The following is a 20440-nucleotide window of genomic DNA, read 5'->3' on the forward strand; positions in this document are numbered from 1 at the left end:
CCGTCGGCGCGCCGGTGGCCCGTTGTGTTCGAACGTCCCATCGGAGATCCGCGCATGTCCAACCACGTCTACAAAGCGGTCGAGCTCACCGGTTCGTCGAAGACCGGCACCGACGATGCCGTGCGCAACGCGATCGAACGCGCCGGCAAGACGATCCGGAGCCTGAAGTGGTTCCAGGTGATCGAGACGCGCGGCCATGTCGAGGACGGCCGCATCCAGCACTGGCAGGTCACGATCAAGGCCGGGTTCACGCTGGAGGATTGAGCGGGCCGGCGCTGGCGCAGATCTCGTAGTGCACGACGGTCGGTTCGAAGTCCAGCAGGAAGTCGCGGTCTTCCGGGTAGTACTTCGCCTTCGCGATGTCTTCGCCGGCGAAGGCGGCGATGGCCTCGCGCGAGGTCCAGTGCGTCATCGTGATGAAGTGCGCGGCGTCGTCTTCGATGCGGCGCAGCAACCACACGCCCGCATTGCCGGGGATGCGGCGGTAGTCGGGAATCGCGCGTTCCTCCAGGAAGGCCAGGTACGCATCGGCGTGGTGGACGGCGGTGCGGCCGTGCCACATGCGAACGATCATGGGCGGGGCTCGATGGGGGTCACGCGGCGATTCTGTCACGCCATGCGCAAGGCGCGTGGAAGATTCCACTGTCCATCCGCGACCGTGCCCGCGAGCGAAAGCTGACCGGCGTCGCACGAGTGCGTTTCGCATTCGCCGTAGGCTGTTGCGAAAGGAGGTCATGGATGACGATCCGTGTATTCGTGGTCGACGACCACGTCATGGTGCGCACCGGCATGTGCCTGATCCTCGGCGAGGCCGGCGTGGACATCGTCGGGCACGCCGGCAGCGGCGAAGACGCATTGCCGCAATTGCGCAGGATGCGGCCCGACGTGCTGGTGTGCGACGTGCATCTGCCCGGCATCAGCGGGCTGGAGGTTACCGAACGTGTCGTGCGTGGCGGCTACGGCACGCGCGTGATCGTCGTGTCCTCGCAACACCACGGGCCGCTGCCGCGGCGTGCGATGGAAGCGGGTGCTTCGGCCTACGTCGGCAAGAGCCATGATTCGGCCGAACTGCTGCGTGCGTTGCAGGATGTCGCGCACGGGCGGCGCTATCTCGCCACGGGCATCGCGCAGCAGATGGCGTTGGCGGGCATCGATGGCGCGGGCGATTGCCCGTTCGACGCGCTCTCGCCGCGCGAACTGGAAGTGGCGCTATTGCTCGTGCGCGGCCTGCGCCAGGAAGACATCGCGCGGCGCCTGAGCCTGAGCGCGAAGACGATCAACACGCACAAGTCGCGCTTGTTCGAAAAGTTGGGGATCCGCGATCCGATCGCGCTGGCGCGGATGGTCAGTCGCTACGGGATGTGCGATCCGGCCTTGGCCTGGTAGCAAACCCCGCCAGCAGTGCTGGCGGGGCTTCGGAGCATCACGCGTTGCGCTGCTCGTGCTTGGCGTCTTCCGCGGCGTCGGCGGCGGCCTGCGCCGGGTCTGCGGTGGGCATCGCGTCGAACAGGCCCGGTGCCGGGTGCGCGTCGGCGACGGCGTCTTCCTGCACGTCGCGCTGCGCGTCGTGATGCACGACGACGGGCGCGTCGGCCTGCGCTTCGGGAACAGGCTGCGCTTCGACGATGGGAGTGGCTTGCGGCGCGGCCGGCGCAGCTTCGACCGGTTCGGCCTCGGCTAGCGTGGGCGCGGCGTCGGCGACGCTTTCGTTCGCGACCGGTGCATCGGTCCATGCGCCCGGCGTCGAGGCCGATGCGTCGTCCCATGCGGTCGCGGCGGATTCGACGTTGGTTTCGGCCTGCGAAGTCCGCTCGACGTCGTGTTCCACCGGCGCCTGCGCGAACTGCGCTTCGCGTGCGGCGGCCTGCTGCGGCGCGGCGGCGGCTTCGGCGGGCTGCGTTGCGACGGGGGCCGGCGCGAAGTCGTCCTCGAAGTCGAACTCCGGCTGCGAACGATGCTGCGCGACGACTTCGCCGGTGTCGGCGTCATCGTGCATCGCGCCCTGTGCGTCGGCCTCGGTCCCGGCTTCGCCTTCGGCGCCGCCTTGGCCACGACGACGACGACGACCACCGCGACGGCCACGACGGCGGCGTCCGCCGGCTTCACCCGCGTCGGCGTGCGCGTCGTGCGGGTGTTCGGCGCCTTCGACCATCGGCTGCTGCGCCGCGGCGTCCTGCGTGATGTCCGTGGCCTCTGCGGAAGCGGCGAGGGCGACGGCGGCCTCGGTGCCCGGCGCGACTGCGGTCGCTGCAGGTGCGATCGGTGCCGGCTTGGCTTCGGTGGCCTTCGCTGCGGCATCGGCGGCGGCCTGCTGTTCGCGCAGGCGCTGCTTCTCGGCGTTGCGTGCCAGCTGTTCGGCGCGTTGCTGCTCGGCACGCTGCTGCTGTTCGAGGCGCTGCTGTTCGCGCTGGGCGTCGTCGCGCGGCGGCTTGGGCTGCTTGGGTTGCTTGGGCTGCTGCTGTTGCTGGCCCTTCTGCTGCTGCGCCTGCTGCGGACCCTTTTGCTGGCCGGCCTTCTGGTCGCGGCGGTTTTCGTCGCGGCGGCCTTCGTCACGGCGGCCGTCGCGACCACCCTGCGCGGGGCGGCCACGGCCGTCGCGTGCATCGCGGCGGCCATCGCGCGCGTTGCGGCCACGCTCTTCCTGCGAACGCGCGGCCGGGGCGGGCGCCGCGGCGACGGGTTCACCGCCACCGAACAGGCGCTTGAAAAAGCCGCCGATGCCGCCGGCCGGACGGGCCACCGGTGCGACGGCGACGGGCGCCGGCGCGGCCACGACTTCTTCGCGCGGTTCCTCGCGCACGGGCGCGGGCTGCGCGGGACGCACGTTGGTGACGGCCGGGAGGTTCGGGATGTTGAGGTGCGCCTTGGTCAGCGCGTGCGTGGCCAGCTTGCGCGGCGTGCCACGCATGTAGCTGGGCTTGTTGCTTTCCTCGCCGATCTCGTTCTCGCGGATGCGCGTGACTTCGTAATGCGGCGTCTCGAGCTGGTCGTCGGCGACGATGACGATCGGCGCGTCGTGGCGCTGTTCGATCTCGGCCAGGGCGCGGCGCTTTTCGTTGAGCAGGTAGTTGCCGATCTGCGTCGGCACCTGCACGAGCACCTGCCCGGTGTTCTCCTTCATCGCGTGTTCTTCGGCGATGCGCAGGATCGACAGCGACAGCGATTCGACGCTGCGCATGCGGCCGTGGCCTTCGCAGCGCGGGCAGACCAGCTGGCTGGATTCGCCCAGGCTCGGGCGCAGGCGCTGGCGCGACATTTCGAGCAAGCCGAAGCGCGAAATGCGGCCGAGCTGCACGCGCGCGCGGTCGTACTTGAGCGAATGCTGCAGCTTGTTCTCGACTTCGCGCTGGTGCTTGTTCGACGCCATGTCGATGAAGTCGATGACCACCAGGCCACCCAGGTCGCGCAGGCGCAACTGGCGGGCCACTTCCTCGGCCGCTTCCAGGTTGGTCTGGAACGCGGTTTCCTCGATGTCGCCGCCCTTGGTGGCGCGCGCGGAGTTCACGTCGACGGCGGTCAGGGCTTCGGTCTGGTCGATCACCAGCGCGCCGCCCGAGGGCAGTCGCACGGTGCGCTCGTACGCGTTCTCGATCTGCGATTCGATCTGGAAGCGGTTGAAGAGCGGGGTGTCGTCCGTGTAGTGCTTGAGCTTGCGCAGGTTGTGCGGCATCACCTGCTGCACGAACTCGCGGGCTTCCTCGAACATCTCCGGCGTGTCGACGAGGATCTCGCCGATGTCGGCGCGCATGTAGTCGCGCAGGGCGCGGATGATCAGGCGCGATTCCTGGTAGATCAGGAAGGGGCTGGGCTTGGTGAGCGCGGCTTCGGCGATCGCCTTCCACACCTGGAGCAGGTAATCCAGGTCCCACTGCAGTTCTTCGGCATCGCGGCCCACGCCGGCGGTGCGGATGATCACGCCCATGTCGTCGGGGATCTGCAGCTTGTCCATCGCCTCCTTGAGGGCGGCGCGGTCGTCGCCCTCGATGCGACGCGAAACGCCGCCGGCGGTGGGCGAGTTGGGCATCAGCACCATGTAGCGACCGGCGAGCGAGATGAACGTCGTCAGCGCCGCGCCCTTGTTGCCGCGTTCTTCCTTGTCGACCTGGACGACGATTTCCTGGCCTTCGCGCAACAGCTCGCGCAGCCCGGCCTTGTTGTGGTCGACGCCTTGCTGGAAATAGTCGCGGGAGATTTCCTTCAGCGGAAGGAAACCGTGGCGGTCGGCGCCGTACTCGACGAAGGCCGCTTCGAGGGAGGGTTCAAGGCGCGTGATGCGCCCCTTGTAGATGTTGGACTTCTTCTGTTCCTTCGACGGCTGTTCGATGTCGATGTCGTACAGGGTCTGGCCGTCGACGATGGCCACGCGCAGTTCTTCGGCCTGCGTGGCGTTGATGAGCATTCGCTTCATTTGCGTTCCTCGCGCGCTGTCGCACGCGGAACGCCGTGGGCGTTCGCCTCTGGATACCGCGGCGCCATCGGCGCGCCCTGCAGGCGCATCGTTGTCGCTTCTTGTATGCCAGCGCTACGACACCTCGGCGAACCGCGGGAGCGCTTGTACTTCCAATCCAATTTGCGGGCCGGCGACGCGTGGCGGGGGAGCCTTGCGTCGCTCGGGTCGTGTGAGCGCCGATGTCTGACGCACCGGGCGATGGCCGGGCCTGCCGACGAGCCGCTAACATGGCCGCCCCGGGGGCGGTGGTCGCGCACTGTGTCGGGGATCGCGGGAGGCGGGCTTTCGGCCCGTTGGCTGTGCGGGAACGCGATGTTCGCGGTCCTTCGCGCAATCTCCCTGCGAAATCAAACCCTTACTTCGCGCGGCGAGTGTAGCAGGTCAAAGGCGAGCATGGACCCCACCGATCCGACCCCCGGCCGCGCCCCCGCGCAGGCACGGACTGTCCGCATTGCCGAAGACCGGGAAGGCCAGCGGCTGGACAACTTCCTCCTGGGCTACCTCAAGGGGGCGCCGCGCTCGCTGATCTACAAGATCGTGCGGTCCGGGCAGGTGCGCGTGAACGGGGGCCGCGTGAAGGCCGACCGACGCCTGGAGGGTGGGGACGAGGTCCGCATCCCGCCGGTCCGCCTGGACGAACCGACCGACAAGGGCTCGCCCGCCAAGGGCCTGCTCGAAGCGATGGAAGCCAGCATCGTGTTCGAGGACGCACGGCTGCTGGCGGTCAACAAGCCCGCGGGCGTGGCCAGCCACGGCGGCAGCGGGATCAGCTTCGGCGTGATCGAAACGCTGCGCGTGTTGCGGCCGCACGACGGCCTGGAACTCGTGCACCGCCTGGACCGCGACACCTCCGGCCTGCTCGTGTTGGCGAAGAAGCGTTCGGCGCTCACCGAATTGCAGGCGCTGATGCGCGAGGAAGGCGGGATCGCCAAGCGCTACCTGGCGCTGCTGGTGGGCCGCTTGCCCAACGGGACGATGACCGTCGACGCGCCGCTGCACATCGGCCTGCGCCAGGGCGGCGAACGCCATGTGCAGGTCAATCCCGCCGGTAAGCCCTCGCTGAGCCATTTCAAGGCGTTGGAGCGGCGCGGTGGCCAGTCGTATTGCGAAGTGCGCATCGAAACCGGCCGGACGCACCAGATTCGCGTGCACGCCCAGCACATCGGCCATCCGATCGCCGGCGACGACAAGTACGGCGATCCGGCGGCGAACAAGCGCCTGCGCGACCAGGTCGGGCTGAAGCGGATGTTCCTGCACGCATCGACGCTGGAATTCGCGCTCGATGGCGGGCGTGCGCCGTATTCGCTCAATGCGCCGCTGGCGCCGGAATTGATCGACGTCCTCGACCGGCTCGCCTGATCAGCCCCGGGCGGGCGCTGGGCGCACCAGGAAGAGGAAGCGCAGGATCGCGCTGATCGCGAAATACGAGGCCGCACCGGCGGCGGCCTGTCCCCATTGGACGCCGGTTTCGCCGAAATTCGGGAACGAGGGCGAATTGGGCAGGTCGAGCGCCGCGATCACCTCCGGCGTGAGGCCGCGGTCGGATGCGTTCATCGCGAACAGGATGCAGATCGCGAACGCGAGCGCCTGGACATAGGCGACCGTCGCATCGAAGCCCGGCGCATTGCGGCGCGTATTCCAGAAGATCATCGCCTTGCCGAGCAGGACGCCGACGATCGCCCATGCCAGCCAGCGTTCGGGGGCGATGTACCACCAGTCGACGAAGATCACCTTCGACCACCACGCCGCGACCACGAGCGGCCCGACCCCCATTGCAGGCAAGCGCGGATCGAACCACCGCCGCGTACCAAGCAGGCGCAGGCCACCGCAGATCAACAACACCGGGAGTTCGTAGGCGACGGCGATCGCCGTGCTGATCACGCCGACGCGGCCGAAGGCCATCGGCCACAGCCAGATCGCAATGATGGAAATCGCCATCACCAGTTCCGGCACGGCCGCGAATACGCGCGGCCAGAGGCGGCTTTCGAGGTGGATGTCGTCCTGCTGGAGGGTGTGCCAGTCCTGGCTGCTCATCCCGTGAGGCGTTGCGTCTTCGCCGCCAGGATGAAGTCGTTCTCGCTCAGCCCGCCGACATCGTGCGTGGAGAAGCGCACCACGCAGCGGTCGTAATGCACGCCCAGGTCGGGATGGTGGTCCTCGGCGTTGGCGATGAAGGCCAGCGCGTTCACGAAGCCCATCGTGCGGTAGTAGTCCTTGAACTTGAAGGTCTTCACGAGCGCGTGCCCGTCCTCGGCCAGCTCCCAGCCGGGGATCTGCGGCAGCAGCTCGCGCACGCGGGCTTCGGTGAGCTTGTGCTCGGTGCCGCGGCGCGGGATGCAGTGGGCGTCGGCGAGGGCGATCAGGTCGGTCATGGGGGCACTCCGCAGCGTTGCGCGCTGAACCAGAACATATCGGCCGTGGTCGCATGGTGGACTGTCCACCACGGCGGCCGCTTCCGGGGTCGGTAGAATAGCCCGCATGATCCAGCTCTCCGAATCCGCGCAGGCGCACTTCCGCCGCCTCATCGAACGCGAAGCCCTGCCGGGCCTCGGCGTTCGCCTCTCCGCCGTCCATCCCGGCACGCCGCGCGCCGACGTGCGCCTGGAGTTCGCCGAACCGGGCGACCTCACCGGCGAGGAATGGGCCATCGATTGCGAAGGCTTCACCCTGTGGGTGGATCCGGCGAGCGCGCCGTTCCTGGACGCTGCAGAGATCGACTACACGCAGCAGGCCACCGGCGGGCAGTTGCAGATCCGCGCGCCGAAGATCAAAGGCGAAGCGCCGGCGGAGTCCGCATCGTTGGTGGAGCGCGTGCGGTGGGTGGTCGAACACGAGGTCAACCCGCAGCTCGCCCAGCATCGCGGGCACGTGTCGGTGCATGAGGTGACGGCCGATGGCGTGGTGCTGCTGCGCTTCGGCGGTGGCTGCCACGGTTGCGGCATGGCCGACGTGACGCTCAAGCAGGGCATCGAACAAACGCTGATGACGCGCGTGCCGGGCGTGACCGCCGTGCGCGATGCGACCGACCATGCGACGGGCACGGCGCCGTACATGCCGCGCGACGCGGCCTGACGGTTCGCGGAGCGCGTGTTCTCCGCCGACGACATCATCGAAGCACTGGGGCTGCGGCGGCGGCTGAAATCCATTCGCCCGCAGGCCCCGGGCACGCTCCCGCCAGGGTGGCAGCAGTGGTTCGACGCGATGCCGGCCACGCCGCACGCGGTGAAAGGCGCGCTACCGCAAACCTTCGTCGACGAACTCGCACAACGTCCGCTCGCATCGCCGCCCAGGCGCGATGTGCAACTCAATCGTTGGCAGGCCTTCGCCACCTTGTGGCGCCAACAGTGGCATCCGCCGATTCGCGAAGAACGCGGGTTGCGTTGGTTCGCCGCGTCGGTCAGCGCGGTTTTGCACTTGTTCTTCGCGGTGCTGTTGTTGTTCCTCGCCTACGTGTTCGTTCCGCCGCCAGCGCCGGAGGGCGAGGGCCAGCAGGTGGTGCAAGCAGAGTTCATCGGCAAGGGCACGCCGGAAGAAACCGGCGGTGGCGCGCCGCAGGGGCCGCAACCGGAACCGGCGCAAACCGCCGCCGCGCCTTCGCCCCCCGCGGCGACGCCGACGCCTTCACCGGCACCGACCCAACCGCCACCGCCGCCGCAACCCGAGCAGCCCGCGCCGCAACCCGAGCAACCGGTGGCCGCGCAACCGCCGCCGCAGCCGCAACCCGGGCCCGAACCGGTCGTCGAAGTGCCCCCCGCGCCGCAACCGTTGCAGGTGACGCAGGTGCCGCAACCGGATACGACCTTCGTGTTGCCGCCGCCACGGCCGCGCGAAGTCGTCGTCGCGCCGCGCGATATCACGGTTCCGCAATTGCGACAGCCCACGCAGGAAATCGCACGCGTGGAAGCGCAGCGCCAGACGCTCGAAACGCAGCCCGTCGAAGCGCAACGCATCCGCGTCGCGCCGCCGCAGGTGCGCGGTGAAGAATCGGCGCGCCTGACGCAACAGATCCCGATCACGTCCGCGCAATCGCAATCGCGCGAAATCGCTTTGCCCACGTTGCGCGGCGAAACGCGCGAGATCCCGATGCCTTCGCGCGGTACGACGCCGGGCGCGACGACACCGGGAACGTCGACGTCGAATGCACCGTCGACGACGCCGGGCTCGGCGACGGCGGCCACCGCGGCGGCGCCGGGTGGACAACAGGCGCCGGGCAGCGGCACTGCGCCCGCTGCACAACCGGGCGCAGGCACCACGCCGAACGCAGCGCCAGGTGCATGGCCTTCGCCGAACCGGGGCGACGACTGGGGTGCGGGCACGCGCAACACGCCGGGCGGCAAACCCGGATCGGGCGCCAAGCCCGGCATCTACGATGCGCAGGGTCGTCCGAATTTGGGCGAACCGCCGACACCGGGCCAGAACGCGCCGGGCACCGTGGAAGCGCACATCGCCGATCTGGACCGCGCGGGCCGGTGGCTCAAGCGCCCGCCGCTCGACTACACGCCGACCACCTTCGACCAGTACTGGGTGCCGAGCGAAACGCTGCTGCAGGAATGGGTGCGCAAGGGCATCAAGTCGCTGTCGATCCCCATCCCCGGTACCGACAAGAAGATCTCGTGCGTCGTTTCGCTGCTGCAATTCGGCGGCGGTTGCGGCCTGGTCGATCCGAATGTCAACGCGCAGGCCGCGCGCGCGCGACCGCCGCCGGATGTGCCGTTCAAACCCTGGTTGCAGGAAGACAACGGCAGCATCAAGAAGGCGCCGCCTCCGCCGAACACTTCGGTGCAGGTGCCCGCTTCGACGACGCCCTGACGCAAAAAGGCCCGCTTGCGCGGGCCTTTTCTTGCAACGTGCGACGCGGTGTTACTGCGCGTCGTGCAGGTCGGCCAGGTGGCTTTCGGTGGAGTGGAAGTACGCACCCAGGTCGGCGATCTGCTGGTCGGTGAGTTCCTTCGCCTGCGGCGACATCAGCGCATTGTCGCGATCGCCTTTGCGGTAGGCGACCAGCGCATGCTCGATGTAGTCGGAGTACTGGCCGCCGAGCTTCGGGTAGACCTTGTCCAACGGCGCGTTGCCTTCGGCGCCGTGGCAATCCACGCACGCGAAACCGTTGCGCTTGGTCGTGGCGAGCTTCATGCCCGCTTCGATGTTGCCCGTCGGCAGGCCGGCGGAGGAGGACTTCGGCGCTTCACCTTCGGCGTGGCCGCCTTCCTTGTTGCCTTCTTCGCCGTTCTTCGAGCACGCAGTCAGCGCGAGCGCGAGCAGGGCGATGGCGAACGCGGTCTTCTTGATCGTCATGGTCGGGCTCACTTCTGCACGTTCACGGTCGAAAGGTAGGCGGCGATGTCGGCGATGTCCTGCGGCGAGAAGCTCTCCGCCTGCGCCTGCATCGTCGGGTGCTTGCGCTTGCCTTCGCGATACTCGGTGAGCGCCGAGGCCAGGTAGCCCGCCGACTGCCCGCCGATGCGCGGCACGTGGTAGCTCGGATAGGCGTTCTTGTAGCCGGTGATGCCGTGGCAACCGCGGCACGTATAGGTGAGTTCCTTGCCCTTCGCTGCGTCGCCGGTGAGGTCGACGGCCTTCGGTTCGGCAGGTGCGGCCGGCTTCGCGGCGGCGGTGGAAGCGGCGGCAGGCGCGGCGGCGGTGGCAGGCGCGGCGGCCGTGGCCGGTGCGGCGGGCTGCTGCGCATGTGCAGTCAGGAGCAGGGGCGCCAGCAGCAGGCCGGCGGCGATCGTCAGCGGTCGCATCATGAAGTGAAGTCCACGGTGGAAGTTCGGTCGCGACGCACGTGTCATCCGGGCGTCTCGCAAGCCGCGAAGTATAGCCCGCACGTGAATGGAACCGGCAAACCGGTGGCCGTCGAATGCAGACGCACGCGTGCAACCGGTCGGACCCTGACCGCATCCGATGTTCGACCTGTTTCGGCATGCACGACGCCGGCGCCTGATCCGTAAGCAGGATTCCTCCGTGAAGTCACCATGACCTATGGCGCATGGCGGTGCGAACGGGGGAGTGATTTACTTGACTACAACACCCAAGGGGTCAGCCCAATGTCCGTCAACGTCTCCCTCCACGGCCGCGCCCTGCGCGCCGGTGTCCTCCTGATCGCCTGCGCCCTCGCGCTCGCCGCCTGCAACAAGGGGGACGGAGATGCCCAGGCCAAGGACAAGGACAAGGGCCCCGATGCCATTCCGGTCGAGGTGATGGCCGCCACAAAGCGGCCGATCGCCGCCAGCTACACCGGCACCGCGCCGCTGGAAGCCCGCGGCGAATCGCAGGTGGTCGCCAAGACCTCCGGCGTCGCGCTGCAGGTCCTGGTGCAGGAAGGCCAGCAGGTGAAGGCCGGCCAGGTGCTCGTGCGCCTGGATTCCTCGCGCGCCGCGTTGCAGGCCGCGCAGACGGCTGCGCTGATGAACAAGCTCGAAGCCAACTACAAGCGCTCGGTCACGCTCGCCGACCAGAAGCTGATGAGCGCCAACGACATCGACACGATCCGCTACGACCTGGAGAACGCGCGCGCGGCCAACCGCCTGGCGAACCTCGAACTGTCGTATGCCAACGTCGTCGCGCCGATCTCCGGCGTGATCGCCGAGCGCAAGATCAAGGACGGCAACTTCGTGCAGATCAACACGCCGATCTTCCGCATCGTCGACACCTCGCGCCTGGAAGCCACGCTCAACGTGCCCGAACGCGAAGTGGCCACGCTGCAGCCGGGCCTGAAGGTCGACCTGTCGGCCGACGCGCTGCCCGGCAAGAAGTTCTCCGGCACCATCGATCGCATCGCGCCGGTCGTCGATGCGGGCAGTGGCACCTTCCGCGTGATCTGCTCCTTCGAAGGCGGCGGCGCATTGCAGCCGGGCATGTTCGGCCGCATCCGCATCGACTACGACCAGCGCACCGACGCACTTGTCGTTCCGCGCATCGCGCTGCTGGAAGACGAAGGCGATCCGGCCGTGTTCGCGGTGAAGGCCGGCAAGGCCGTGCGCGTGCCGGTCAAGCTCGGTTACCTCGACGGCCAATGGGCCGAAGTGCGCCAGGGCCTGAAGGTGGGCGACCAGGTCGTCACCGCGGGCAAGGTCGCGCTGCGCGAAGGCAGCCCGGTGCAGATCGTCGGCGACCAGGCCAAGCCTGTCGCGCCGGTCGCGGGCAAGGGTGGCATCGCCGCCGCCACCGCCGCTCGCTGATCGCACTCGGCCCCCGGAGCTCGCGCGTGAACCATTCTTCCGATCCTGCCTCCTTCAGCGTCGTCGAGTTCGCCACGCGTCGCCGCGTCACGGTGATGATGGCGACGCTGACCTTCATCATCTTCGGCTTCATCGCGTTGACCAACCTCAAGGTCAACCTGTTGCCGGACCTGAGCTATCCCACGCTCACGGTGCGCACCGAATACACGGGCGCGGCGCCGGCGGAAATCGAAACGCTGATCACCGAACCGGTGGAAGAAGCCGTCGGCGTGGTGAAGGGGCTGCGCAAGCTCAAGTCGGTCTCGCGCACGGGGCAGAGCGATGTCGTGCTCGAGTTCGCGTGGGGCACCGACATGGACAAGGCCTCGCTGGAAGTGCGCGACAAGATGGAAGCGCTCGCGCTGCCGCTGGAAGCCAAGCCGCCCGTGCTGTTGCGCTTCAATCCCTCGACGGCGCCGATCATGCGTTTGGTGCTGGCGAACAAGGGCCGGGATTCGCAGGGCGCGCTGACCGCGCTGCGCCGCTACGCCGACGATGATCTGAAGAAGAAGCTCGAACCGGTCGAAGGCGTCGCCGCGGTGAAGGTCGGCGGCGGCCTGGAAGACGAAGTGCAGGTCGACATCGACCAGCAGAAGCTCGCGCAGCTCAACCTGCCGATCGACACCGTCATCCAGCGCCTGCAACAGGAAAACATCAACATCTCCGGCGGTCGACTGGAAGAAGGCTCGCAGCGCTATCTCGTGCGCACGGTCAACCAGTTCGCCACCGTCGACGAAATCCGCAACCTGCTCGTCACCACGCAAGCCGCCGGTGGCGGCGGTGCGCAGAGCGCCGCCGAAGAGATGGCGCGCGTGGCGGCGGCGACGGGCAACGCGGCGGCGATGGCCGCGGCTTCGTCGGTGCAGAGCGCATCGTCGGGCAGTTCGGCGGCCGCAGGCGGCATGCCGATCCGCCTGAAAGACGTGGCCGACGTGCGCCAGGGCTACAAGGAACGCGAAGCGATCATCCGCCTGGGCGGCCACGAAGCCGTCGAGCTGGCGATCTACAAGGAAGGCGATGCCAACACGGTGTCCACCGCCGATGCCATCGCAACGCAGATCGAAGCGATCAAGAAGCAGATGCCGCCGGACATCGAACTGACGGTCATCGACGATCAATCGCAATTCATCCGCAACGCCATCTCCGACGTGAAGAAGGACGGCATCCTCGGCGGCCTCCTCGCGATCCTGATCATCTTCCTGTTCCTGCGCGATGGCTGGAGCACGTTCGTCGTCGGCCTGTCCTTGCCGGTGTCGATCATCACCACGTTCTTCTTCATGGGCCAGTTCCACCTCAACCTCAACGTGATGTCGCTCGGCGGCCTGGCGTTGGCGACGGGCCTGGTGGTGGACGACTCGATCGTCGTCCTGGAATCGATCGCGAAGGCGCGGGAACGCGGCCTGGGCATCGTCGAAGCGGCGATCGTGGGCACCCGAGAAGTGAGCATGGCGGTGGTCGCCTCCACGCTGACGACGATCGCGGTGTTCCTGCCGCTGGTGTTCGTCGAAGGCATCGCCGGGCAGTTGTTCCGCGACCAGGCGCTGACCGTCGCGCTGGCCATCGGCATCTCGCTCGTTGTGTCGATGACGCTGATCCCGATGCTCTCCTCGATCCGCGGCCGCGCGCCGCTGGCGTTCAAGGAAGAGCCGCCGCATCCGCGCTGGGAACCGACCTCGAAATTGCAGAAGCCCGTCGCCGCGACCGGTCGCGGCATCGGCTGGGCGATCCGCAACGGTGCGTTCGGTTTCTTCTGGCTCTTCGTGCGTGCATGGCGTGGCTTGGTCGCCGTTGTCGGCCCGGCGATGCGCACGGCCAGTCGCGGTGCGATGTGGGTCTACGATCGCATCGAAGCCAAATACCTGCGCATCCTGCCCGAGGCGCTCGACCATCCGCGCAAGGTCGTCGGCATCGCCGCGCTCGCATTCTTCGCCACGCTCGCGGTGGTGCCGCTGCTCGGCGCCGACCTGATCCCGCAGCTGGCGCAGGACCGGTTCGAAATGACGGTGAAGCTGCCGCCCGGCACGCCGCTGCGCGATACCGACCAGGTCGTTCAGGCGCTGCAGGCCGAACACGGCAAGGACGAAAATCTCACCGCGCTCTATGGCGTGAGCGGCACCGGCACGCGCCTGGATGCCAGCCCGACCGAGAGCGGCGAGAACATCGCCAAGCTCACTGCCGTGATGAAGAACGGCGGCAGCGAAAAGATCGAAGCACAGCTGACCGAGAAACTGCGCAAGAGCATGGCCGGCCGCAGCGATGCGCAGCTCGACTTCAGCCGTCCGGAACTGTTCAGCCTCTCCACGCCGCTGGAAATCGAACTGCAGGGCGCCGACCTGCCGCAGATCGAAGCCGCCGGCCGCAGGCTCGCGACGATGTTGCGCGGCAATCCGCACTACGCCGACGTGACCTCGACGGTGGAGCAGGGCTTCCCGGAAATCCAGATCCGCTTCGACCAGGACCGCGCCGCCGCGCTCGGCCTGACCACGCGCCAGATCGCCGACGTCGTGGTGAAGAAGGTGCGCGGCGAAGTCGCCACGCGCTATTCCTTCCGCGACCGCAAGATCGACGTGCTGGTGCGCGCCAAGGCGGCCGACCGCGCGTCGGTCGAGGACATCCGCAACCTCATCGTCAATCCCAACAGCAGCACGCCGGTGCGCCTGTCGTCGGTGGCCGACGTCGTCGCGGGCACGGGCCCGAGCGAGATCCACCGCGCCGACCAGGTGCGCGTGGCCATCGTCTCGGCCAACCTGCGCGACATCGACCTGGGCGGGGCCGTGCAGGAAGTGCAGAAGATGGTGCGCGACTCGCCGCTGGGCGCGGACGTGGGCATGCACATCGGCGGGCAGGGCGAGGAACTGGATCGCTCGGTGAAGTCGCTGATGTTCGCCTTCGGCCTGGCGGTGTTCCTCGTCTACCTGGTGATGGCGTCGCAGTTCGAATCGCTGCTGCATCCCTTCGTCATCCTCTTCACGATCCCGCTCGCCCTCGTCGGCGCGGTGCTCGCCTTGTTGCTGACGAACTCGGCGATCTCGGTGGTGGTGTTCATCGGCCTGATCCTGCTGGTCGGCCTGGTGGTGAAGAACGCGATCATCCTGATCGACAAGGTCAACCAGTTGCGCGAGGAAGGCGTGCCCAAACGCCAGGCCCTGGTGGACGGTGCGCGTTCGCGCCTGCGCCCGATCGCGATGACCACGCTGTGCACGCTGTTCGGCTTCGCGCCGCTGGCGCTGGCGATGGGCGAGGGTGCCGAAGTGCGCTCGCCGATGGCGATCACGGTGATCGGCGGCCTGCTGGTCTCCACGCTGCTGACGCTGGTCGTGATCCCGGTCGTGTACGACCTGCTGGATCGCCGCTCGGATGAGTACTACGCCAACAAGCTGCGTACGCAGCGCGCCGATGCCAAGGCCGCCGCCACGCTGATCGAGCACGACCAGGATCCGCTGAACGGCAACGCTGCGCCGGAGGCCAATTCGTGAGCGTCGCCGAGCTCAGCATCAAGCGGCCCGTCACCACGATCATGCTGTTCGTGTCGATGGTGGTCGTGGGCCTGATCGCGGCGGTGCGCCTGCCGCTGGAAGCGATGCCCGATGTCTCGGCGCCGTTCCTCTTCATCCAGTTGCCCTATGCCGGCTCCACGCCGGAGGAAGTGGAGCGCACGATCCTGCGGCCCGTCGAGGAAACGCTCTCGACGATGACCGACGTCAAGAGCATGGAAGGCAACGCGACGTCCGAGCAGGGCAGCGTGTTCCTGATGTTCTCCGACTGGGACCGCAACATCGAGATCGCGGCGGCCGAAGCGCGCGAACGCATCGATGCCATCCGCGACGACCTGCCCGACGACATGCAGCGCTACTTCGTCTGGAAGTGGTCGACCAGCGATGAGCCCGCGCTCGAACTTCGACTCACGAGCAAGTCGCTCGACCTGACGAAGGAATTCGATCGCATCGACCGCGTCTACAAGCGCCGGCTCGAACGACTGCCGGGCGTGGCGAAGGTCGAGGTGGAAGGCGCGCCGCAGAACGAAGTCGAGATCGCGATCGATCAGGATCGCCTCAACGCGCACGGCCTGGCGCTGAACGACCTGGACACGCGCCTGCGTGCGGTGAACTTCTCCGTGTCCGCCGGCCAGATCGACGACGGCGTGCAGCGCCTGCGCGTGCAACCGGTGGGCGAGTTGACCGACCTGCAGCAGTTGCGCGACCTCTCGCTCGCCAAGGGCGTGCGCCTGTCGGATGTCGCCGACGTGCGCCTCAAGCCCGAGAAGATGCCCTACGGCCGCCGCCTGGATGGGCGCCCGGCGGTGGGCATCGACGTGTACAAGGAGCGCGACGCCAACCTCGTCGACGTCTCGCGCAACGTGCGCGCCGAGCTGGACACGATCAACAAGGAGCAGGGCACCAACGACATCGACCTGCTCGTGCAGTGGGATGCCGGCGAAAGCGTTACCGGTTCGCTGCTGGGCCTGGCCGAAGCCGGCGGTATCGGCCTGCTGTTGTCGATCGCGGTGCTGTACTTCTTCCTGCGCCATTGGCCCTCGACGCTGATGGTGACGCTGGCGATCCCGATCTGTTTCATCATGACGCTGGGCTTCATGTATTTCGCCGGTGTGACGCTCAACGTGTTGTCGATGATGGGCCTGCTGCTCGCGATCGGCATGCTGGTGGACAACGCGGTCGTGGTGGTGGAAAGCATCTACCAGGAACGCGAACGCCTGGGCGGCGAACCCAAACTCGCCTCGATCATCGGCACGCGCCATGTCGCCATCGCGCTGTCGGCGGGCACCTTGTGCCATTGCATCGTGTTCGTGCCGAACCTGTTCGGCGAGAAGAACATGATCAGCATCTACATGGGCCAGATCGCGATCACGATCTGCGTCTCGCTGCTGGCCTCCTGGCTGGTGGCGGTGAGCCTGATCCCGATGTTGTCGGCGCGCATGAAGACGCCGCCGGCGGTGCGCAGCCCCAATGGGCTGATTCCCCGCCTGCAGCGCCGCTACGCCAACCTGCTGCGCTGGACCCTGGACCACCGCGGCTGGAGCGTGATCGGCATCCTGGTCATCGTGATGGCGAGCTTCGTGCCGCTGAAGATGACCAAGACGAACATGTTCGGCGGCGACGACGTCGGCGAGATCGACATCTACTACCAGTGGAAGGGCGCCTACACCAAGGAGCAGATGTCGGCCGAGATCCTGAAGGTCGAGCATTACCTGGATGCGCACCGCAAGGAGTTCGAGATCAACCAGGTCTTCTCGCGGTATCGCGAGCAGGGCTGGGCCGGCACGAACGTGAAGCTGGACACCAAGGACCGCGACAAGGTCGCCAAGATCACCGAAGCGATGCGCAAGGACTTGCCGAAATCGGCGCGCGCCAACATCGGCATCGGCGACCAGGGCGGCCCGGGCGGCGGCGACCAGCAGGGCAAGGAACTGCAGGTGATGCTCGTCGGCGACTCGACGCAGACGCTGACCGAGATCGCCGAGGACATCGTGCCGCTGCTGGCGCGCCACAAGGAATTGCGCGACGTGCGCGTGGACAGCGGCGATCGCAACAGCGAGCTCACGGTGCAGGTCGATCGCGATCGCGCGGCGGCCTTCGGCTTCAGCGCGAACGACGTGGCGACCTTCGTCGGTCTCGCCCTGCGCGGCGCGCCCTTGCGCGAGTTCCGTCGCGGCGACACCGAAGTGCCGGTGTGGGTGCGCTTCGCGGGGGCCGACAATTACGGCACCGAGGACCTGGCGAGCTTCACCGTGCGCGCGCCCGATGGCCGCAGCGTCCCCCTGCTGGCGATGGTCAACGTGCAGGTGCGCCCCGCTGCATCGTCGATCGAACGCACCAATCGCCAGACCACGCTGACGATCACCGCGGGCATCGCCGACAAGGTGACCCAGCCCGATGCGAAAAAGGCGATCGAAGACACGCTGGAGAAAGCGCGCGAAGGCTTCCCGCCCGGTTACAGCTACTCCTTCGATCGTCCGTCGTTCATGAGCGACGACGCGGCGGTGAAGCAGATGATGTGGAACCTGCTGATCGCCTTGTTCATGATCTACGTGGTGATGGCGGCGGTGTTCGAATCGCTGCTGTTCCCCTCGGCCATCATGAGCGGCGTGGTGTTCTCGATTTTCGGCGTCTACTGGCTGTTCTGGCTCACCGGCACCGAGTTCAACATCATGGCCTTCATCGGGATCCTGGTACTGATGGGCGTGGTGGTGAACAACGGCATCGTCATGGTCGAGCACATCAACAACCTGCGACGACGCGGCCTGTCGCGCACCGATGCGCTGGTGGAAGGCAGCAAGGAACGCCTGCGTCCGATCCTGATGACGATGGGCACGGCGATCCTGGCGATGGTGCCGATCGCGGTGGGCAACACGCAGATGGCCGGCGACGGCCCGGCGTATTACCCGATGGCGCGCGCGATCGCCGGCGGGTTGGCGTTCTCGACGGTGGTCAGCCTGCTGTTCCTGCCGACGATCTACGCGATGCTCGACGACCTGCGCCATGGCACCGTGCGCGCGATCCATCGCGCGCGCGGGAAGACCTTGCCGCCCGCGGCGGCAACGGTCACTGCGATCAGCGCCAAGTAATCAGCCCAACAACTTCCCGAGCATGCGGGCACCGCCGAGCCACACACCGATGGCGGTGCCCAGGCTGGTCAGGAAGAAGTTGAGTAGCACGCGCGCAACGCGGTTGCGATACCAGCCGCGCACGCTCTGCACGTCGTCGCGCAAGGCCATGAAATCGGCGTAGGTCGGCTTGCGCACCCACGCTTCGACCAGCGCGCTGATCGTCCCCGACGCCAGCGCAGGATGCAGTGGCGTCACGGGCGATGCGAAGAACGCCGCGATGATGCTCAACGGATGTCCACCCGATGCGGCGCAACCGATCGCGCCGAGCGTGCCGGTGATCAACACCCAGTACACGATCAGGTCGGCGCCGACATCCAGGCCGCCGCGCCAGAACCCGAACGCGAAACCGCCGAGCACGAAGATCGACAAGAGGATGGTGAACCACGGAAAGGACGACTTCTCCTTCACCGTCTCCAGTTCGCCGCGGATGTCGCCGGGCGTGCGCGTTTCGTCGCGCAGGTGTTTCGCAAGGCCTTGGAGGTGGCCCGCGCCGACGACCGCGAGCACGTTGCGCGCGCCGCTTTGCGCCGTCGCGCTTTCGCGCAGGCGCGCGGCCATGTAACGGTCGCGTTCGCCGATGACGGTGTCGTACAACTCCGGGTTGTCCTGCGCGAATTCGCCGAAGCTGGATTCGAGCAGGTCGCCCTGCTTGAGCTTCTCGATCTCGTCGTGGCCGACTTCCTCGTCGCCGAACAGCGAGGCGGCGATGCCGCCACCGAGTTTCGCGCGCCCCCACCAACCCAGGCGCTGCGATGCGCGCTTGAAGGTGAGGCCGACATCGCGGTCGATCAGGTGCACGGCCAGGTTGCGTTCGCGCGCGTCGTGGACTGCCGCCTTGAGTTCCGCGCCCGGTTCGATGCCGAGTTGTTCGGCCAGGCGGCGCTGGTAAGCGGCCAGGCCGAGGTTGGCGGCGAACAGGGCCGTCTTGCCTTCGCGCAGGACCTTGACCAGGTCCATGCGGGCGAGTGCGTCGGGATCGCTCAGCGCGGCCAGGCGTTGCGGGTCGAGTTCGACCGCGACGGTGTCGAAGTCGCCGCTGGCGATCGCCGCTTGCACCGCCTCGACGCTGGCGCGCGAGACGTGCGCGGTGCCGAGCAGGGTGTAGGCGACGCCGTCGCGTTCGACGCGGATTTGCGGCTGCTCGGACAACAGGGTGGGGGACTGCGTGTTCGGTTCGGTCATAGCCGCGCAGTATGGACGTTGTCCCCGCTCAGGCGAACCCGTAAGGCAGGTTCGGCGAGGACACGACGCGGACGCCGACCGTCTCGCCATGCGCGAACCGCAGGGCCGCCGCGATGACGCCGGCATCCCCCGCGATGCGGTTGTGGCCCAGGCCCCGCGTGCTGAGCAGGCGCGAATCGGCCCAGTAGCGTGCATAACGCTCGCCTTCCGACCACGGCACTTCGCGGTCCTCGACGTCGTGCACGATCAGCGCCGGGCGCGCGATGCACGGTGCGTTGCGATGCGCCTGGAGGTCGTCGAAGGCGACGCCCACGTGGCGTTCGAAGGAGCAGATCAGCGCGCGCCACAGCCGTTGCGGCAACGCGATCATGCGGGCGAAGCGTTCGGTCGCCGCTTCGGGATCGGCGGCCGGTGCGATCAGCACGACGCGGTCGGCTTGCAGCCCATGCGCGAGTGCAACACTCGCCGCCGCCCCGCCGAGCGAGTGCGCGACGAGCAGCGCCGCGGGCCCGAATCGCTTGCCGACGGCGAGCAGCGTTTCGGCGAATCCCGGCAACGTGGTGTGTTCGCCCGAACTGCGGCCATGCGCCGGTTGGTCGAACGCGACGACTGCGTAGCCTTCGGCGCGCAATCGCGGCACCCACGGCAGGAAGCGCGTGCCGTGGCTCGACCAGCCATGCGCGAACAACACGTAGGGCTGACGCTGCGGATCGCCCCAGGTGTAAGTGGCGATGCGCTTGCCATCGACGGTGATCTCGCCGATGCGGGCATCGCCGAGGGGCGCGGCGAGCGCGCGCGCGCGGCTGGATCCGAAGGGCGTGGAGAACAACTTGCCGGCCGCACGCAACGTGGTCGCGGGCTTGAGCATGCCGAAGATGCGGAACCCTAGGCGCACCGTGGCCAGATGCAGCGAGGAGCGAACGGTCGTGCTAATTCGGGAGGCGGGCGTAGCCATGGGGGAAC

At 67.7% G+C, this 20440-nt stretch carries 16 protein-coding genes; 8 read left to right on the forward strand and 8 right to left on the reverse strand.

Annotation, left to right across the window (positions count from 1 at the left end; translation table 11 throughout):
• Positions 1-54 precede the first annotated feature (54 nt).
• On the forward strand, positions 55-264 hold the full coding sequence (locus tag AB4059_RS01735) for a dodecin (protein ID WP_498976050.1): 210 nt from the start codon (positions 55-57) through the stop codon (positions 262-264).
• On the opposite strand, the gene AB4059_RS01740 is transcribed toward AB4059_RS01735, so the two are convergent.
• On the reverse strand, positions 248-574 hold the full coding sequence (locus AB4059_RS01740; RefSeq protein WP_498976052.1) for an antibiotic biosynthesis monooxygenase family protein: 327 nt from the start codon (positions 572-574) through the stop codon (positions 248-250). The genes AB4059_RS01735 and AB4059_RS01740 overlap by 17 nt on opposite strands.
• Positions 575-738: 164 nt before the next feature.
• Here AB4059_RS01740 and AB4059_RS01745 point away from each other — a divergent pair, with 164 nt between their 5' ends.
• Positions 739-1386 (forward strand): response regulator, encoded by a 648-nt coding sequence (locus AB4059_RS01745; protein ID WP_498976054.1) that lies wholly within the window; start codon positions 739-741, stop codon positions 1384-1386.
• Between the two features lie 37 nt (positions 1387-1423).
• On the opposite strand, the gene rne is transcribed toward AB4059_RS01745, so the two are convergent.
• A complete protein-coding gene (rne, locus tag AB4059_RS01750) occupies positions 1424-4408 on the reverse strand; it encodes a ribonuclease E (RefSeq protein WP_498976056.1) in 2985 nt (994 codons plus the stop codon).
• Between the two features lie 435 nt (positions 4409-4843).
• Here rne and AB4059_RS01755 point away from each other — a divergent pair, with 435 nt between their 5' ends.
• Complete coding sequence (locus tag AB4059_RS01755; protein ID WP_498976058.1) at positions 4844-5809, forward strand: RluA family pseudouridine synthase; 966 nt, start codon at positions 4844-4846, stop codon at positions 5807-5809.
• Here AB4059_RS01755 and AB4059_RS01760 read toward each other — a convergent pair whose 3' ends face one another.
• The gene (locus AB4059_RS01760) at positions 5810-6484 is read right to left on the reverse strand and encodes a hypothetical protein (protein WP_498976059.1); all 675 of its coding nucleotides are present in this window, start codon (positions 6482-6484) and stop codon (positions 5810-5812) included. It abuts the gene before it with no gap.
• Positions 6481-6822 carry a 4a-hydroxytetrahydrobiopterin dehydratase gene (locus AB4059_RS01765; protein WP_498976060.1) on the reverse strand — a complete coding sequence of 114 codons (342 nt, stop codon included), beginning with the start codon at positions 6820-6822 and terminating at the stop codon, positions 6481-6483. The genes AB4059_RS01760 and AB4059_RS01765 overlap by 4 nt, the downstream gene beginning before the upstream one ends.
• Positions 6823-6928: 106 nt before the next feature.
• Between AB4059_RS01765 and AB4059_RS01770 the strand changes: the two genes are divergently transcribed.
• Both AB4059_RS01770 and AB4059_RS01775 read left to right on the forward strand, forming a co-directional pair.
• Positions 6929-7522 (forward strand): NfuA family Fe-S biogenesis protein, encoded by a 594-nt coding sequence (locus AB4059_RS01770; protein ID WP_498976061.1) that lies wholly within the window; start codon positions 6929-6931, stop codon positions 7520-7522.
• A 15-nt stretch (positions 7523-7537) separates the two neighbouring features.
• The gene (locus tag AB4059_RS01775) at positions 7538-9259 is read left to right on the forward strand and encodes a hypothetical protein (protein ID WP_498976063.1); all 1722 of its coding nucleotides are present in this window, start codon (positions 7538-7540) and stop codon (positions 9257-9259) included.
• A gap of 51 nt (positions 9260-9310) precedes the next feature.
• Here the strand turns inward: AB4059_RS01775 and AB4059_RS01780 are convergent, their stop codons facing one another.
• Together AB4059_RS01780 and AB4059_RS01785 are read right to left on the reverse strand one after the other, a co-directional pair.
• Positions 9311-9745 (reverse strand): c-type cytochrome, encoded by a 435-nt coding sequence (locus tag AB4059_RS01780; RefSeq protein WP_498976064.1) that lies wholly within the window; start codon positions 9743-9745, stop codon positions 9311-9313.
• Positions 9746-9753: 8 nt separating this feature from the next.
• Complete coding sequence (locus AB4059_RS01785; RefSeq protein WP_498977794.1) at positions 9754-10194, reverse strand: c-type cytochrome; 441 nt, start codon at positions 10192-10194, stop codon at positions 9754-9756.
• Positions 10195-10497: 303 nt separating this feature from the next.
• On the opposite strand from AB4059_RS01785, the gene AB4059_RS01790 reads away from it, so the two are divergent.
• Genes AB4059_RS01790 through AB4059_RS01800 form a run of 3 tightly spaced genes read left to right on the forward strand, consistent with a single transcriptional unit; the run spans position 10498 to position 18253 of the window.
• Entirely contained in the window at positions 10498-11631 is a 1134-nt protein-coding gene (locus tag AB4059_RS01790; protein ID WP_498976065.1) for an efflux RND transporter periplasmic adaptor subunit, read from the forward strand.
• A 26-nt stretch (positions 11632-11657) separates the two neighbouring features.
• Entirely contained in the window at positions 11658-15146 is a 3489-nt protein-coding gene (locus AB4059_RS01795; RefSeq protein WP_498976066.1) for an efflux RND transporter permease subunit, read from the forward strand.
• Positions 15143-18253, forward strand: coding sequence for an efflux RND transporter permease subunit (locus AB4059_RS01800; RefSeq protein WP_498976067.1), 3111 nt, complete (start codon positions 15143-15145; stop codon positions 18251-18253). Before AB4059_RS01795 ends, AB4059_RS01800 begins: the two co-directional genes overlap by 4 nt.
• Here the strand turns inward: AB4059_RS01800 and AB4059_RS01805 are convergent, their stop codons facing one another.
• Together AB4059_RS01805 and AB4059_RS01810 are read right to left on the reverse strand one after the other, a co-directional pair.
• Entirely contained in the window at positions 18254-19477 is a 1224-nt protein-coding gene (locus AB4059_RS01805) for a TraB/GumN family protein (RefSeq protein WP_498976069.1), read from the reverse strand.
• A 28-nt stretch (positions 19478-19505) separates the two neighbouring features.
• The gene (locus tag AB4059_RS01810) at positions 19506-20432 is read right to left on the reverse strand and encodes an alpha/beta hydrolase (RefSeq protein WP_498976071.1); all 927 of its coding nucleotides are present in this window, start codon (positions 20430-20432) and stop codon (positions 19506-19508) included.
• Positions 20433-20440: the final 8 nt, after the last annotated feature.

It is taken from the genome of Lysobacter sp. 2RAF19, assembly GCF_052115395.1.
Classification (GTDB): domain Bacteria; phylum Pseudomonadota; class Gammaproteobacteria; order Xanthomonadales; family Xanthomonadaceae; genus Noviluteimonas.